The organism is Pseudomonas sp. GW821-FHT10B02, from assembly GCF_059415665.1.
On sequence record NZ_JBWKNR010000001.1, the window covers coordinates 190,409 to 205,495 of the forward strand.

General features: G+C 61.2%; 13 protein-coding genes. 6 read left to right on the forward strand and 7 right to left on the reverse strand.

Going from position 1 to position 15,087, the window contains the following annotated elements:
• The first annotated feature begins 85 nt into the window (after window positions 1-85).
• Window positions 86-2,944 (forward strand): putative bifunctional diguanylate cyclase/phosphodiesterase, encoded by a 2,859-nt coding sequence (locus AC07OF_RS00900; protein ID WP_157190572.1) that lies wholly within the window; start codon window positions 86-88, stop codon window positions 2,942-2,944.
• Window positions 2,945-2,981: 37 nt separating this feature from the next.
• Here AC07OF_RS00900 and AC07OF_RS00905 read toward each other — a convergent pair whose 3' ends face one another.
• On the reverse strand, window positions 2,982-3,305 hold the full coding sequence (locus tag AC07OF_RS00905; protein ID WP_157190571.1) for a hypothetical protein: 324 nt from the start codon (window positions 3,303-3,305) through the stop codon (window positions 2,982-2,984).
• Between the two features lie 85 nt (window positions 3,306-3,390).
• A complete protein-coding gene (gene zwf, locus AC07OF_RS00910; protein ID WP_157190570.1) occupies window positions 3,391-4,833 on the reverse strand; it encodes a glucose-6-phosphate dehydrogenase in 1,443 nt (480 codons plus the stop codon).
• Between the two features lie 104 nt (window positions 4,834-4,937).
• Between zwf and hexR the strand changes: the two genes are divergently transcribed.
• The gene (hexR, locus tag AC07OF_RS00915) at window positions 4,938-5,804 is read left to right on the forward strand and encodes a transcriptional regulator HexR (RefSeq protein WP_038616018.1); all 867 of its coding nucleotides are present in this window, start codon (window positions 4,938-4,940) and stop codon (window positions 5,802-5,804) included.
• Window positions 5,805-6,004: 200 nt separating this feature from the next.
• Complete coding sequence (locus tag AC07OF_RS00920; RefSeq protein ID WP_075226612.1) at window positions 6,005-6,223, forward strand: PA3496 family putative envelope integrity protein; 219 nt, start codon at window positions 6,005-6,007, stop codon at window positions 6,221-6,223.
• Here the strand turns inward: AC07OF_RS00920 and AC07OF_RS00925 are convergent.
• Window positions 6,165-7,112, reverse strand: coding sequence for a LysR family transcriptional regulator (locus AC07OF_RS00925; protein WP_198325419.1), 948 nt, complete (start codon window positions 7,110-7,112; stop codon window positions 6,165-6,167). The genes AC07OF_RS00920 and AC07OF_RS00925 overlap by 59 nt on opposite strands.
• A gap of 203 nt (window positions 7,113-7,315) precedes the next feature.
• Here AC07OF_RS00925 and AC07OF_RS00930 point away from each other — a divergent pair, with 203 nt between their 5' ends.
• Window positions 7,316-8,731, forward strand: a complete 1,416-nt coding sequence (locus AC07OF_RS00930) for an acetyl-CoA carboxylase biotin carboxylase subunit (RefSeq protein WP_045186243.1) — start codon at window positions 7,316-7,318, stop codon at window positions 8,729-8,731.
• 11 nt (window positions 8,732-8,742) lie between these two features.
• Entirely contained in the window at window positions 8,743-10,551 is a 1,809-nt protein-coding gene (oadA, locus tag AC07OF_RS00935) for a sodium-extruding oxaloacetate decarboxylase subunit alpha (protein ID WP_038616011.1), read from the forward strand.
• An 89-nt stretch (window positions 10,552-10,640) separates the two neighbouring features.
• On the opposite strand, the gene AC07OF_RS00940 is transcribed toward oadA, so the two are convergent.
• From AC07OF_RS00940 to AC07OF_RS00950, 3 genes are read right to left on the reverse strand one after another with little or no spacing between them, the layout of a single operon-like run.
• Window positions 10,641-11,315, reverse strand: a complete 675-nt coding sequence (locus tag AC07OF_RS00940; protein WP_495072490.1) for a GNAT family N-acetyltransferase — start codon at window positions 11,313-11,315, stop codon at window positions 10,641-10,643.
• A 16-nt stretch (window positions 11,316-11,331) separates the two neighbouring features.
• Complete coding sequence (locus AC07OF_RS00945; protein ID WP_157190567.1) at window positions 11,332-11,778, reverse strand: GNAT family N-acetyltransferase; 447 nt, start codon at window positions 11,776-11,778, stop codon at window positions 11,332-11,334.
• 11 nt (window positions 11,779-11,789) lie between these two features.
• Window positions 11,790-12,419: an FMN-binding negative transcriptional regulator gene (locus tag AC07OF_RS00950; protein WP_495072491.1), complete on the reverse strand. Its 630-nt coding sequence runs from the start codon at window positions 12,417-12,419 to the stop codon at window positions 11,790-11,792.
• Window positions 12,420-12,509: 90 nt separating this feature from the next.
• Between AC07OF_RS00950 and pdxR the strand changes: the two genes are divergently transcribed.
• The gene (gene pdxR / locus AC07OF_RS00955; protein ID WP_157190565.1) at window positions 12,510-14,039 is read left to right on the forward strand and encodes a MocR-like pyridoxine biosynthesis transcription factor PdxR; all 1,530 of its coding nucleotides are present in this window, start codon (window positions 12,510-12,512) and stop codon (window positions 14,037-14,039) included.
• 3 nt (window positions 14,040-14,042) lie between these two features.
• On the opposite strand, the gene AC07OF_RS00960 is transcribed toward pdxR, so the two are convergent.
• Window positions 14,043-15,074 carry a histone deacetylase family protein gene (locus tag AC07OF_RS00960; protein ID WP_038616001.1) on the reverse strand — a complete coding sequence of 344 codons (1,032 nt, stop codon included), beginning with the start codon at window positions 15,072-15,074 and terminating at the stop codon, window positions 14,043-14,045.
• Between the last annotated feature and the right edge of the window lie 13 nt (window positions 15,075-15,087).

The following is a 15,087-nucleotide window of genomic DNA, read 5'->3' on the forward strand; positions in this document are numbered from 1 at the left end:
TAATGATCCAGAGCAGTTTGGCGCAGGCGTTTGCTTGTGTATGCTCCGTGCACGTTTAGGGCTAACCATTACAAGAACACTGCCTATGACATCTGGTTCCGGCTTCGTCGGCGTGCCTCTGGGGACACGCGGGAGTATTCGTAAACAATTCGCTACGCAACTGGCCGTAGAGCGCACCCGCCTGCTCTATCAAGGCTCGTTGCTGCCCACCCTGTTCATGCTGCTCAACGGTCTGGTCTGTGCCTGGTTGCTCTGGAGCCCGGCGCGCTACCTGCAGGTCAGCGTCTGGGTGGTCTGGTTGATGGCGCTGGTGGCCCTGCGGGTTATCCAGGTGGCCGCGTTTGATTCGGCCATGCCCGATCGCCAGGCTCAGCCGACCTGGTGGCGCATGTTTTTGCTGGGTTCGGCGTTCAGTGGCCTGACCCTGGCCAGCGCCGCGATTGCGTTGGTCCCTGTGGATAACTTCGTCCAGCAAGCCTGGGTGTTTGGCCTGCTGGGGGCGGCGACGCTGTCGGCCAGTATCGCCTATGCCGTCAGCCTGCCGGCCTTCCTCAGCTTTACCTTGCCTTGTCTGCTGCCGCCTATCGCCTTCTTGTTCTGGAGTGGCGACGAGCAGCATCGAGGCTGGGGCTGGCTTGGCCTGATTGTGCTGGGGGCGTTGCTGGTGGTGGCCTGGCAGGTCAATCGGCTGATCGAAGGCGGGCTGCTCAAACGTTTTCAGAACCAGGCACTGATCGAGCATCTGCAGATGGCCCAGCGGCGCAGCGAGCGCCTCAATCAGGCGCTGGCCGGCGAAGTTGAGCAGCGGCGCCTGATCGAGGAACAATTGCGTGAAGCTCAGGTCGGCCTGGAATCCCGGGTCGATCAAGCCAACCATGCGCTAAGCAAAAGCGAACAGCGCCTGGCCCTGGCTCTGGAGGCCAGTGAACTGGGGTTGTGGGACTGGAACCTGGAGACCGATGAGGTCCACCATACCCAGCTACGCGAATTGTTCGGCCTGGAACCGACCCAGGTACGCAGCGTGCGCAATGACCTCAAGCCACGCCTGCATCCAGACGATTTACCGCTGTTGCGCCGCACACTGGTCGAGCACCTCAAAGGGCGCAGCGAGGATTACCGGGTCGAGTACCGGGTGCGCCACAGCCAGGGGCATTGGTGCTGGATCGAAGACCGCGGCCGGGCGGTCGAGCACGGCGCCAATGGCAAGGTCGTGCGCATGCTTGGCACGCGCCGCGATGTTTCTGCGCAGAAGGCTCAGGAGGAACAGCAACGTCTGGCGGCCACGGTATTCGAGGCGGCCAGCGAAGGCATTGCCATTCTTGACCCGGATTTCGTACTGCTGGCGGTCAATCAGGCGTACTGCGAAGTCACCGGCTACTCCCGTGAAGAACTGCTCTCACGCAACGCCCTGGAGCTGCCCAGCAGCCGTGATGCGCGACGGCACAGCCTGGCCATTGAACAGGCTCTGGATCAGCAGGGGCGCTGGCAGGGGGAGTTGGTTGAAGCACGCAAGAATGGCGATTTGTATCCGCAATGGCTGCAGCTGAACGGGGTACGTGATGCCCGTGGCACTATCAGCAATATTGTCGGCTTCTATACCGACCTGTCGGCCCGCCGTGAGTCGGAGGAGCGCCTGCGCTACCTGGCGCATTACGACGAACTGACCGGATTGGCCAACCGCGCGCTGTTCCGCTTGCGCCTGCACGATGCCGGGCAGCGGGTAAGGCTTAACGGCCGCAGCCTGGCATTGCTGCACATCGACCTGGACCGCTTCAAGCTGCTCAATGAAAGCCTCGGGCATGAGCTGGCTGACCAACTGCTGAAAAAGATGGCCCAGCGCATCGCCAACGCCGTGCCGGAGGCCGATACCGTGGCGCGTTTGTCCGGTGATGAGTTTGCCGTGCTGTTTGATGGCTACAACAACCTGTCCAGCCTGGTACGGGTGACCACGCGCCTGCTGGACAAGCTGCGGGTGCCGCAGCGTCTGGATGGCCATGAAGTGGTGATCAGTGCTTCGGTGGGCATCAGCTTGTTGTCCGATGCAACCTTTGATCTTGGCGCGCTGGTCAGCCAGGCCGACATGGCCAAGCAGCATGCCAAGCATCTGGGCGGCGACAGCTTTCAGTTCTACACCGAGAACCTGCGTGCCAGCACCCTTGAGCGCCTGCAACTGGAGAACCACTTGCGCAAGGCCATCGAGGAGCGGCAGTTGCTGGTCTACTACCAGCCCAAGTTGTGCCTGCGCCAGGGGCGCTTGCTGGCGGCCGAAGCGTTGGTGCGCTGGCAGCATCCGCAATGGGGCATGGTCCCACCCAGTGAATTCATCGGCCTGGCCGAAGAGACCGGAATGATCGCGCCCATTGGTGAGTTCGTTCTGCGCCAGGCCTGCTGGCAGGCTTGCGAATGGCAGCGCCAGGGGCTGGCGCCGATCCGCGTTTCGGTGAACCTGTCGGTGTATCAATTGCGTCAGGGCAAGCTGGTCAGCCTGGTGCGCCAGGTCCTGGAGGAGAGCGGCCTGGCCCCCCACCTGCTGGAGCTGGAGCTGACCGAGAGCCAGTTACTCGACAGCGTCGAGCACATCATCACCACCTTTCAGCAGCTGCATGAACTCGGGGTCAAGCTGGCAATCGACGATTTCGGCACGGGCTATTCATCGCTCAGCTACCTCAAGCGTTTCCCGGTGGACTACGTCAAGATCGACCAGGCTTTTATTCGTGGCCTGCACGAAGGCAGCGAAGACGCCGCGATCACCCGGGCGATCATTGCCATGGCCAAGAGCCTGGATTTGAAGGTGGTTGCCGAGGGCGTGGAAACCCAGGAGCAGTTGGCGTTGCTGCGCGAGCAGGGGTGTGACGAAGTGCAGGGTTACCTGATCAGCAAGCCGGTGGATGCCAGTGCATTCGGTGCGCTGCTGGGGCGTAGCATGACTCGCCTTATCAGCTAGCAGGCCGTGCCTGAGCACAGGCCTGCTGCTGGACACGTCAGTTGGTGGTGATGATCTCGTCGACAATGGCCAGAATCTCACCCTCATGCAGCACCCTCACGCAAGGGATGTAGCTGTGATCGCCAGACATCTCGAAGCAGACTTCTTTGTCAGTCTGTACCTGGGTAAAGATGCCTTCTTCCTGCACCAGCTCCAGATTCAGGTTCAACGCTAAGGATCGGTCCTGAAGATCGGGCTTTACCAATACGGGAGTGATGCCTGGATGGGCGACTGTGACGGTGCCGCGCACGCGGAAACTTCCCCCGCCGATGCCTGGCATCAGGTCGTTTTGAATGGTCCAGTCCTTGGTTGCGATGGTCATGCCTTGATTCCTCGATGATGGGTTGCAACTCATGTTGCAAGTCCATCTTCCGGTTATCGAGGCGCTCAATGGAGCAGGAAGGTTTTCAGTCGTGCCAGGCGCTACCCTGGCGTGCCAGCAGGCTATGGGCTTGCTCCGGGCCGTTGGAACCGGCCGGGTAGGGCCTTGGCGCCTGGAAGTGCTCCTGCCAGCCGTTGAGGATCGGATCGATCCAGGCCCAGGCCGCTTCGACCTCGTCACGGCGCATGAACAGCGTCGAGTCGCCTTCGAGTACATCCAGCAGCAGGCGTTCATAGGCGTCCCAGCGCCGGGTCTGGCCGAATACCTGAGCAAGGTTCAGGTTCAGTTCGACGGGCTCCAGGCGCATCCCCTTGCCGGGCGTCTTGGTCATCATCTGCAGGCTGATGCGCTCGTCTGGCTGCAGCTGGATCAGCAGCTGGTTGGCCTGATCGCCCTCGAACAGGCGATGGGGTACGGGCTTGAACTGGATAACGATCTGCGACGAGCGTTTGGCCAGACGCTTGCCGGTGCGTAGATAGAAGGGCACACCCGCCCAGCGCCAATTGTCGATATGCGCTTCTACGGCGACGAAGGTCTCGGTATCGCTGTCGTTGTCGACATCTTTCTCGAAATAGTAGGCAGGCACTTCCTGGCCGCCGATCTTGCCGGCGCTGTATTGACCGCGCACGGTTTTGTCCTGCACATCCTGGCCGTCGATGGGCTTGAGGGCCTTGAGGATTTTCACCTTCTCGTCGCGCACCGCTTCCGCCTCGAATTGCGCGGGCGGCTCCATCGCCACCAGGCAGAGCAGTTGCAGCAGGTGGTTCTGCAGCATATCGCGGGTCGCCCCGGCGCGGTCGTAGTAAGCGCCGCGGTTCTCTACGCCGAGGCTTTCACACACGCTGATCTGTACATGATCGATCTGGTTGTTGCGCCACACCGGTTCCAGCAGGGCATTGGCAAAGCGCAAGGCCATGAGGTTCTGCACGGTTTCCTTGCCCAGGTAGTGGTCGATGCGAAACACCTGCGACTCGTCGAACACCGCGCCGATGGCCTGGTTGATCGCGGTGGCCGACGCCAGTGAATGGCCGATGGGCTTTTCCAGGACAATGCGTGCTTCGCTTTCGGCCAGACCGGCAACTTTCAGGTGGTTGGCGATCGGCACGAACAGGTTCGGTGCGGTCGCCAGGTAGTAGACGCGGGTCAGCCCGCCCGCTTCGCCGAGAAAGCGCGCCAGGCGACCGAAGTCGGCACTTTGCGCGGCATCCATGGCGAAGTAGTCCAGACGTGCGGAGAAACGCGCCCAGACATCCTCATCGAAGTCGTTGCGGGCAATCTGCGCCCGGCAGCGACGCTCGGCGAGCTTGAGATACTCACTGCGTGGCAGGTTGCGCCGGGCCAGGGCAATGATGCGCACGGCGATGTGCAGGCGGCCCTCGCGATACAGGTGATAGAGCGCCGGAAGCAGTTTGTGCAGTGCCAGATCACCGGTGCCGCCGAACACCATAATGTCGCAAGGGATAGTCAATACCACCACTCTCCTGGTTCGTTTAGCTGGGCGGGTCGCCGGTCATGTAGTATAACTACAAGAAAGCTACAACCCGGTCAGTCGATCATAACCGAGTCCTGCCCTTGAATCTGTTGCAACACATCGCCCAGTCGCGCCATCTGTTACGCAAATCGGAACTCAAAGTTGCCGATCACGTGCTGCTGGATCCCGCAGCCGTCATGCACAGCTCCATGGCCGATCTTGCCCACAGCGTTGGTATCAGCGAGCCGACCATCGTGCGCTTTTGCCGAGCCATTGGTTGTTCCGGGTTCCAGGACCTCAAGCTCAAGCTGGCCCAGAGCCTGGCGGCCGGTGCCAGCTTTGGCCAGTTCGCCATTCATGAAGACGACTCGGTCGCCGATTACAGCCTGAAGATTTTCGACACCACCCTGCATACCCTGATGGAAGTGCGCGAGCACCTCGACCCTCAGGCCCTGCAACGTGCGGTTTCGGCCATGGCCCAGGCCCAGCGTGTCGAGTTCTATGGCTTTGGCGCGTCCGGCGCAGTGGCGGCTGACGCCCAACACAAGTTCTTCCGTCTGCTGCTTACGGCGGCGGCGTATTCCGACCCGCATATGCAGGCAATGTCGGCGGTGACCCTGAAGCCGGGTGATGTGGCCATCTGCATTTCCCAATCAGGGCGTTCCAAGGACCTGTTGATCACCGCCAACCTGGTGCGTGAAAGCGGTGCTACCCTGATTACCCTGTGCCCGAGCCAGACCCCATTGGCCGAGCTGTCGACCGTCAATCTGGCGATTGACGTGCACGAAGACACGGAAATCTACACTCCGCTGACCTCGCGTATTGCCCACCTGGTGGTGATCGATGTGCTCGCCATGGGCGTGGCCATGGCGCGTGGTCCGAGCCTGGTCAATCACCTCAAGAGCGTCAAACGCAGCTTGCGCAGCCTGCGCCTGTCGCCCAAGTCGATCAAGGCGATGGACGACTGATACAGCCTTGGCTGCACCTGTGTATGGCTGTGGGAGCGGGCTTGCCCCGCGATTGCAGTCTTTCAGCCACATCGCATCGCGGGGCGAGCCCGCTCCCACAGGGATATCTGTCCTTTCATCGATTTGTCATTGGCACGCCGCCAAATCGTAACGCCGCGTAGTCAGGCTGAAACTCCCGCACTCGATCAGGGAGATATGCAATGGCTCGTGAACTCGATGGCTCGTATCAACCCAACGCCAAGTCCCGCAAGCAGCAGGAGAAAGATCAGCGCCGCATGGAGTACCGCCGCGCGATCGAAAGCTACTCCGAACAACGCCGCCTGCTCCAGGAAATCGCCGATTACCCCGAGTTGCAAGCCATCAGCGTATGGCAGGTATCGGCGGCAAACTCCCCGAAAAACGCTCAACAAGCCCGCTGATTTGCGTTCGTTCGCTGCGGATGAACGCAAGAAAGGCCAAGGCCACCGGCGACTGCCGCTTGGCCTTGGCCTGCACCACGCACCAGCTGCGGTACAGCGGCAGTTCTTCGACCGGTAGCTCGCGCAGTATCCCGGTAGCCAGTTCCAGGTTCAGCGCATGCCGGGTCAGCAGGGCAATGCCCAGGCCGGCAATCACGCATTCGCGCTGGGCATCGGCGGAGGCGACCTCAAGGGTCTGGGTGAAGTGCACGCGCTTGTCCTTGAAGTACTCCTCGCAGGCCTTGCGGGTGCCCGAACCTTGTTCGCGAACCAGCAGGGTATGCGGCTCAAGATCTTGCAAGCGCAGCTTTTCCAGCTTGCACAGCGGATGATCCGGCGGTGCCACGGCGACAATCGGATTGTTGAGGAACGGCAGGAATTCCAGGCCCATGTCCTGGGGCACCATGGACATGATGATCAGGTCGTCACGGTTGTCCGAGAGGCGACGGATGGCCTGGGCCCGGTTGACCACGGTGAGGGTAAGATTGACTTCAGGGTGCAGGCGCTTGAAGGCGGCAAACAGATGCGGGACGAAGTACTTGGCACTGGATTCCACTGCCAGCTTCAGCTGCCCTTGCAACGAACCCTGCATGTCGGAGAGCTGCATGTCGAGGCTTTCCAGGCGGCCGAAGATGTCCCGGCTGGCGCGTTGCAGGGCTTCGGCAGCCTCGGTCAGGTAGAGTTTTTTGCCGACGTACTCGAACAGCGGCTGACCCACCAGTTCTTCGAGCTGGCGGATTTGTAGACTAACGGCGGGTTGCGTGAGGTTCATCTCCTCGGCCGCGCGGCTGTAGGAACGCAAATCACAGACCTCATTGAAGATCTGCAACTGACGCAATGTCATACGCATCAATGACTTACGCATTTTTTCCACATCCCGGCAAAACCTTGTAACAGCACTATAAGCTTTTGCTAATGCACGCCCTAATAAATATTGATTTTTGTTTATCCAGAGACAGCGCTAGGGTAAAGATGCGACTGGCCAGCGACGATTGGTCACGCGCCGACCGGCGGTGCCGGCTCGTTTGTTCTAGCGGCCTTGGGAATACTCCAGTGATAAAAAAAATCCTGATCGCCAACAGGGGTGAAATCGCAGTTCGGATCGTGCGTGCCTGCGCCGAGATGGGCATTCGCTCCGTGGCGATCTACTCCGACGCCGACCGCCATGCCTTGCACGTCAAGCGTGCAGACGAGGCCCACAGCATTGGTGCCGAGCCCCTGGCCGGTTACCTGAACCCGCGCAAGCTGGTGAACCTGGCCGTGGAAACCGGTTGTGATGCGCTGCATCCCGGTTATGGTTTTCTGTCTGAGAACGCTGAGCTTGCGGACATCTGTGCTGAACGCGGGATCAAGTTCATTGGTCCGGCAGCCGAAGTCATTCGCCGCATGGGCGACAAGACCGAAGCCCGTCGCAGCATGATCAAAGCCGGTGTGCCGGTGACTCCGGGCACCGAAGGCAACGTTGCCGACATTCACGAGGCGCTTGAGGAAGGTGACCGCATCGGTTACCCGGTGATGCTCAAGGCCACCTCCGGTGGTGGCGGCCGCGGTATTCGTCGCTGCAACAGCCGCGAGGAGCTGGAACAGGCATTCCCACGGGTGATTTCCGAAGCGACCAAGGCCTTTGGCTCGGCGGAAGTGTTCCTGGAAAAATGCATCGTCAATCCGAAACACATCGAGGCGCAGATCCTCGGTGACAGCTTCGGCAACGTTGTGCACCTGTTCGAGCGCGATTGCTCGATCCAGCGCCGCAACCAGAAGCTCATCGAAATCGCCCCAAGCCCGCAACTGACCCCTGAACAGCGCGCCTATATCGGCGACCTGTCGGTGCGCGCAGCCAAAGCGGTGGGTTACGAGAACGCCGGTACCGTGGAGTTCCTGCTCGCCGATGGCGAGGTGTACTTCATGGAGATGAACACCCGGGTGCAGGTGGAACACACCATCACCGAAGAAATCACCGGTATCGATATCGTTCGCGAGCAGATCCGTATTGCTTCCGGCCTGCCGCTGTCGGTGAAGCAGGAAGACATCCAGCACCGCGGCTTTGCCCTGCAGTTCCGGATCAATGCTGAAGATCCGAAGAACAACTTCCTGCCCAGCTTCGGCAAGATCACCCGTTACTACGCACCCGGCGGCCCTGGCGTGCGGACCGACACGGCGATCTATACCGGCTACACCATTCCACCGTTCTACGACTCGATGTGTCTGAAACTGGTGGTCTGGGCGCTGACCTGGGAAGAAGCCATGGACCGCGGCCTGCGGGCTCTGGACGACATGCGCGTGCAAGGGGTGAAGACCACTGCCGCCTACTACCAGGAAATCCTGCGCAATCCGGAATTCCGCAGCGGTCAGTTCAATACCAGCTTCGTTGAAAGCCATCCGGAACTGACCAACTACTCGATCAAGCGCAAACCCGAAGAGCTGGCCCTGGCCATCGCTGCCGCCATTGCCGCCCACGCAGGCCTGTGAGGAATCCCATAATGTCCAAGAAAATCTTTGTAACCGACACAATCCTGCGCGACGCCCACCAGTCCCTGCTGGCCACCCGCATGCGTACCGAAGACATGCTGCCGATCTGCGACAAGCTCGACAAAGTCGGCTACTGGTCGCTGGAAGTCTGGGGCGGCGCGACCTTCGACGCCTGCGTGCGTTTCCTCAAGGAAGACCCGTGGGAGCGTCTGCGCAAACTGCGTGCAGCGCTGCCTAACACCCGCCTGCAGATGCTCCTGCGCGGCCAGAACCTGCTCGGCTACCGCCACTACAGCGACGATGTGGTCAAAGCCTTCGTGGCCAAGGCTGCGGTCAACGGTATCGACGTGTTCCGCATCTTCGATGCCATGAACGACGTGCGTAACCTGCGCGTGGCCATCGAAGCGGTCAAGGCTGCCGGCAAGCACGCCCAGGGCACCATTGCCTACACCACCAGCCCGGTGCACACCATCGACGCTTTCGTGGCCCAGGCCAAACAGATGGAAGCCATGGGTTGCGACTCGGTGGCGATCAAGGACATGGCCGGCCTGCTGACCCCATTCGCCACCGGCGAGCTGGTCAAGGCGCTGAAGGCCGAGCAATCGCTGCCGGTGTTCGTGCACTCCCACGACACCGCCGGCCTGGCTGCCATGTGCCAGCTCAAGGCTATCGAGAACGGCGCCGATCACATCGACACCGCGATCTCCAGCTTTGCCTGGGGCACCAGCCATCCGGGTACCGAGTCGATGGTTGCAGCGCTCAAGGGCAGCGAGTTCGACACCGGCCTGGACCTGGAGCTGCTGCAGGAAATCGGCCTGTACTTCTACGCCGTGCGCAAGAAGTACCACCAGTTCGAAAGCGAGTTCACCTCCGTGGACACCCGCGTGCAAGTGAACCAGGTACCGGGCGGGATGATTTCCAACCTGGCCAACCAGCTCAAGGAGCAGGGCGCGCTCAACCGCATGAACGAAGTGCTGGCCGAGATCCCGCGCGTGCGTGAAGACCTCGGCTTCCCGCCGCTGGTGACCCCGACCTCGCAGATCGTCGGCACCCAGGCGTTCTTCAACGTCCTTGCCGGCGAGCGCTACAAAACCATCACCAACGAGGTGAAGCTGTACCTGCAAGGTGGTTACGGCAAGGCTCCGGGCGTGGTCGACGAGAACCTGCGTCGTCAGGCCATCGGTAGCGAAGAAGTCATCGACGTGCGCCCGGCCGACCTGCTCAAGCCGGAAATGACCAAGCTGCGTGCCGATATTGGCAACCTGGCCAAGTCCGAAGAAGACGTACTGACCTTCGCCATGTTCCCGGACATCGGGCGCAAGTTCCTCGAAGAGCGCGAAGCTGGCACCCTGACCCCTGAAGTACTGCTGCCGATTCCGGAAGCTGGCAAGGTGGCCTCGGCTGGCGGCGAAGGCGTGCCGACCGAGTTCGTCATCGACGTCCACGGCGAAACCTACCGCGTCGACATCACCGGTGTCGGCGTCAAGTCCGAAGGCAAGCGTCACTTCTACCTGTCCATCGACGGCATGCCGGAAGAAGTGGTGTTCGAACCGCTCAACGAATTCGTCGGCGGCGGCAGCAGCAAGCGCAAGCAGGCCAGCGCACCGGGCCACGTCAGCACCACCATGCCGGGCAACATCGTCGATGTACTGGTCAAGGAAGGCGACATGGTCAAGGCCGGCCAGCCGGTGCTGATCACCGAAGCCATGAAAATGGAAACCGAAGTCCAGGCGGACATCGCCGGCAAGGTCACCGCCATTCATGTAGCCAAGGGCGACCGGGTCAACCCGGGCGAAATCCTGATCGAGATCGAGGGCTGATTTTCAGGCCTTCATCTACAAGCGGTTAACCTCTGGGGAGCATATGCTCCCCTTTTTTTCGCGCCTGTATTTGTGGAAACCTTCAGCAATCAGTGAACTGCGCGACAGGCTTCCAGTGTTTGAACCTGCCCCGTTGGCCGCTGATTGTCTTCCCCCAGCCAGCGCTCAAACCCCGCCGCAATCGCCGGCCATTCATCATCGGTAATCGAGAACCAGGCGGTATCGCGATTTCTGTCCTTGATCACCATATGCTTGCGAAACACCCCTTCGAAGCGGAAGCCGAAGCGTTCGGCTGCACGTTTGGAGCGGGCGTTGTCGTTGTTGCACTTCCACTCCAGGCGGCGGTTGCCCAGTTCGAACGCCAGCTTGCCCAGCAGGTAGACCGCCTCGGTGCCTTTGGGCGTGCGCTGCATGGCGGCGCCAAAGGCAATATGGCCGATCTCGATACGGCCCTGCTCGGGCACGATCGACATCAGGCTGAGGATGCCCTGGGTCTGGCCGCTGGCGCTGTCGATGACGCTGTAGAACAACGGATCGCTGCTGGCCGCGTTGCTGTCGAGCCAGTGGTCGAAGTCTTCACGCTCGGTGAACGGCCCGTAGGCCAGGTAATCCCAGAGTTTCGGGTCGGCGTCGGGGCCCTGGAGCACCTGCCAGAGGTCTTCGCGATCGCGACGCGGATCAAGCTTTTCCAGGCGAATGAAGCGCCCGACCAGGGTTTTCGGTTGCGGGCGTTTTGCCGGGTGCCAGTTCAACGATGCATTCATGTAAAGGCTCCAGGGCTTACAGCGGTTTGCGAAACTGGATGAAACCAGGCCGCTCGGCGACCTGCTCGTACAGGCTGATGGCGGTGGCATTGGTTTCATGGGTCAACCAGTGAACCTTGGCGCAGCCTGCTGCCTTCGCCGTAGCGTAGACGTATTCGATCAACTGGCGACCGACACCCAGGCCACGTTGCTCACTCTGGACATAGAGATCCTGCAGGTAGCAGGAGTTCTCGATGCTCCAGTTCGAGCGATGGTAGATCCAGTGGACCATGCCCACCGCTTTACCGTCGACCCAGGCCAGCGCGGCATTGGTCGGCTCATTCGGGTCGAGCATGCGCTGCCAGGCCACGGCGGTCACCTCGTCGCCAATACGGGTCTCGTAGAAGCGTTGGTAGGCCTGCCACAGGGGCAGCCAGGCGCTGTGGTCATCGGCAGTAACCGGGCGGATCGAAACGATAGGCATGAGAGAGTCCTTCAAGAGTGGCGCATCACTGCGGCCAGTTGGTTGTCCAGGGGATCGCTGCTGTTGGCCAGACTCGTACGCACACCTTCGATATCGATGGCCGAACGGTTCTGGCTGAGTTTGCGGGTGCCTTGCAGGCGCTCGATGGGCAGGGCAAAGCCGACAATCGTCTTGAGCATTCCAGCGAGGTAGTCGGCGGGCGCTTCATCCACCGACCACGGCTTGGCTTGAGTCTGCTCATGGCGGTCGCTCAGGCGCCGGACGATGTCCAGCAGATGCTCGGCATCGTGGTAAACCTCGGCTTTACCCCAGGCGTGTACGGCCAGGTAGTTCCAGGTCGGTACGGTGCGCGGATCCTCGGCCTTGCTCGGATAGTAGCCGGCACTGACATAGGCGTCGGGCCCAGAAAACACCACCAGGGCTTCGGCACCGTTCTCCAGCGCTTGCCATTGCCGGTTGGCGCGGGCGAAGTGGCCGTAGAGGGTGCCGTTGCTGCCTTGGCTGCGATCCAGCAGCAGCGGCAGGTGGCTGGCCTGCAGGCCTTGTTCACCCTGGGTAACCAGCACGGCCAGGCGGGTCTGCTCAATCTGCCGGTGCAGCTGGCTGAGGTCGGTTTCCTTGTAGCTCGAAGGTGTGAACATGAGGATTGTCCTTGGCGAATGGTTCAATCCTAGGCAGGCTATTGGTCTATGGTAAGAGCCATTTCCAGCTAATTTGATAGGTCCATTGTCATGAGCGTGCGTCCTTTCGCGTTGCCGTTCGACCCTACCGGTATCGTCCTTGACCGGCGCCAGGGGCTGAGCCGTCAGCTTTACCAGGCGCTGCGCCTGCGCGTGCTGGATGGCCGTTTGAGCAGCGGCACGCGCTTGCCGGCCACCCGCGACATGGCTGCGGCACTGGCACTGTCGCGCAACAGCGTGGTGCGTGCCTATGACCAGCTGTATGCCGAAGGCTTTATCGAGAGCCGGGTTGGCGACGGCACCTATGTGAGTCAGCTGCCAAAACTATCCACAAAAGTATCCACAGGGTTATCCCTGGGTTTTTCCACAGGGTTATCCACAAAAACGTCGGAAAACACTGAGATTATATCCAGTAATGTTATCCACAACGGCCCCTTGGAACGGCTGGAAAAGCACCATTTGCCCGCGCCGAAAAGCGGTCCGCCGCGGGCGTTTCGTGTCGGATTACCGGCGCTCGATCTGTTTCCGTTCGACGTCTGGGCCAAGCTGCAGGCGGGATTCTGGCGCAATCCGGATCCTGCCGCTTTGGGCTACGGCGATCCGGCGGGGGAGACCGAGCTGCGTGAGCTGATTGCCACCTATTTGCGCCGATCGCGCGGGCTTTCCTGCACGGCTGAACAAATTGTGATCACCAGTGGTGCGCAGCAGGCGATAAGCCTTTGTGCACAGTTGCTGCTGGAGTCGGGTGACGTGGTGGCTGTGGAAAACCCCGGCTATCGTGCCGCCGGTAATGCCTTCGCCCTGACCGGTGCGCAAGTGCGCGGTATTGCTGTCGACAACGAAGGACTGGACTGCGCTGCACTCTATGACGTGGCGCACTGCCGCCTGAGTTATGTGACCCCCTCGCACCAGTATCCCACCGGGGTCACCATGAGCCTGGCCCGGCGCCTGGAACTACTGGACTGGGCACAGCGCAAGGACGCCTGGATCATCGAGGACGATTACGACGGCGAGTACCGCTACAGCGGGGCGCCATTGGCCCCGCTGGCGGCGCTGGATCGTAGCGGGCGGGTGTTGTATGTCGGCACGTTCGGCAAGATCGCCTTTCCGGCGTTGCGTCTGGGTTATCTGGTGCTGCCGCAACAGCTGGTGCAAGCCTTCTCCCGGTGCCGGGCGCTGGCGGTCAGGCATTCGGAGGTCGGCACCCAGGCGGTGATGGCGCAGTTCATGGCCCAGGGGCATTTTCAGCGGCACATTCGCCGGGTGCGGCGCGCTGCGCTGAGCCGGCGCAATGCATTGCAAGCAGGCTGGCCTGTGGATATCTCCGGCCTCGGGCCGATGCCCGAGGTGGCGGCGGGATTACACGTGAAGATTGATGTCGAAAGCCATGCCCGCGAGCAACAGCTGATCACCCAGGCCGAAGCCGTCGGCGTCGAACTCAATGCCCTGAGCGACTACTGGTTGCCTGATTCGCTTACCCCTGTGGATAACCGCGCAGGGCTGGTGCTGGGCTTCGCCGCGGTGGACGAAGCGAAGATTGCCGACGCCCTGGCACGCTTGCGGCGTGCCTGGCGTGGTTGACGATCATCGAACCGCTTCGAAACCTTCAAGTACGTTCACGGCATTGATACCGATCTCTTCGACCGCATAACCGCCTTCCATGACGAACAGGGTCGGTTTGCCGAGGCGGGCAATGCGCTCGCCCATCTTCAGGTAGTCAGGGCAGTCCAGTTTGAACTGGGAGATCGGGTCGTCCTTGAAGGTATCGACGCCGAGCGACACCACTACCACGTCCGGTGCATAGGCGGCGATACGCTCGCAAGCCTGATCCAGGGCGTTGCTCCAGGTTGCCCAGTCACTGCCTGCGGGCAGCGGGTAGTTGACGTTGTAGCCCAGGCCTTCGCCTTCGCCCTGTTCGTCGGCATAGCCGAGGAAGAACGGGAATTCGGCTTGTGGATCGCCATGAATCGAGGCGAAGAACACGTCGCTGCGCTGGTAGAAGATTTCCTGGGTGCCGTTGCCGTGGTGGTAATCCACATCAAGGATCGCGACTTTGCGCTGGCCCTGGTCGAGGAATGCCTGGGCGGCAATGGCGGCATTGTTCAGGTAGCAGTAGCCGCCCATGACATCGCTGGCGGCGTGGTGTCCCGGTGGACGGCACAGGGCAAAGGCACTGCGGGCACCGGCTTGCACGGCGGCCTGGGCGGTGAGTGCGACTTGTGCTGCGCTGTAGGCGGCCTGCCAGGTTCCGGCGGTGATCGGCGCACCGGCATCGAAGCTGTAATAGCCCAGTTCTCCATGCAGGCCTTTGGGTTTGATGCTGCGCAAGGTGCGCGCAGGCCAGGTGAAGGGCAGCAGGTCGCCATCGTGGCCGAGGCTGGCCCAGCGCTGCCAGGCGCCTTCGAAGAAGTTCAGGTAATCGGCGCTGTGCACGCGCAACAGCGGTGCCCGGCCAAAATCTGCAGGGCCTTGTACCGGGCCCAATTCACGGGTTTTGACCCGTTCCAGCACATGGTCGGCACGTGAAGGCATTTCGAAGCAGGGCATCAGCTGCCCGTCGATCAACTCGCAGCGGCCGTGATGAAGGTGATGGTCATCGGAATAAATTGTCAGCATTTGTTGTTCTCCG

What these genes read in the sequence shown, in the direction of transcription:
- pdxR (WP_157190565.1), top strand. Translation starts at nt 12,510, where the DNA reads ATGAGCGTGCGTCCTTTCGCGTTGCCGTTCGACCCTACCGGTATCGTC.
- AC07OF_RS00900 (WP_157190572.1), top strand. Translation starts at nt 86, where the DNA reads ATGACATCTGGTTCCGGCTTCGTCGGCGTGCCTCTGGGGACACGCGGG.
- AC07OF_RS00920 (WP_075226612.1), top strand. Translation starts at nt 6,005, where the DNA reads ATGGCTCGTGAACTCGATGGCTCGTATCAACCCAACGCCAAGTCCCGC.
- AC07OF_RS00960 (WP_038616001.1), bottom strand. Translation starts at nt 15,074, where the DNA reads ATGCTGACAATTTATTCCGATGACCATCACCTTCATCACGGCCGCTGC.
- AC07OF_RS00940 (WP_495072490.1), bottom strand. Translation starts at nt 11,315, where the DNA reads ATGAATGCATCGTTGAACTGGCACCCGGCAAAACGCCCGCAACCGAAA.
- AC07OF_RS00925 (WP_198325419.1), bottom strand. Translation starts at nt 7,112, where the DNA reads ATGCGTATGACATTGCGTCAGTTGCAGATCTTCAATGAGGTCTGTGAT.
- oadA (WP_038616011.1), top strand. Translation starts at nt 8,743, where the DNA reads ATGTCCAAGAAAATCTTTGTAACCGACACAATCCTGCGCGACGCCCAC.
- AC07OF_RS00945 (WP_157190567.1), bottom strand. Translation starts at nt 11,778, where the DNA reads ATGCCTATCGTTTCGATCCGCCCGGTTACTGCCGATGACCACAGCGCC.
- AC07OF_RS00950 (WP_495072491.1), bottom strand. Translation starts at nt 12,419, where the DNA reads ATGTTCACACCTTCGAGCTACAAGGAAACCGACCTCAGCCAGCTGCAC.
- AC07OF_RS00905 (WP_157190571.1), bottom strand. Translation starts at nt 3,305, where the DNA reads ATGACCATCGCAACCAAGGACTGGACCATTCAAAACGACCTGATGCCA.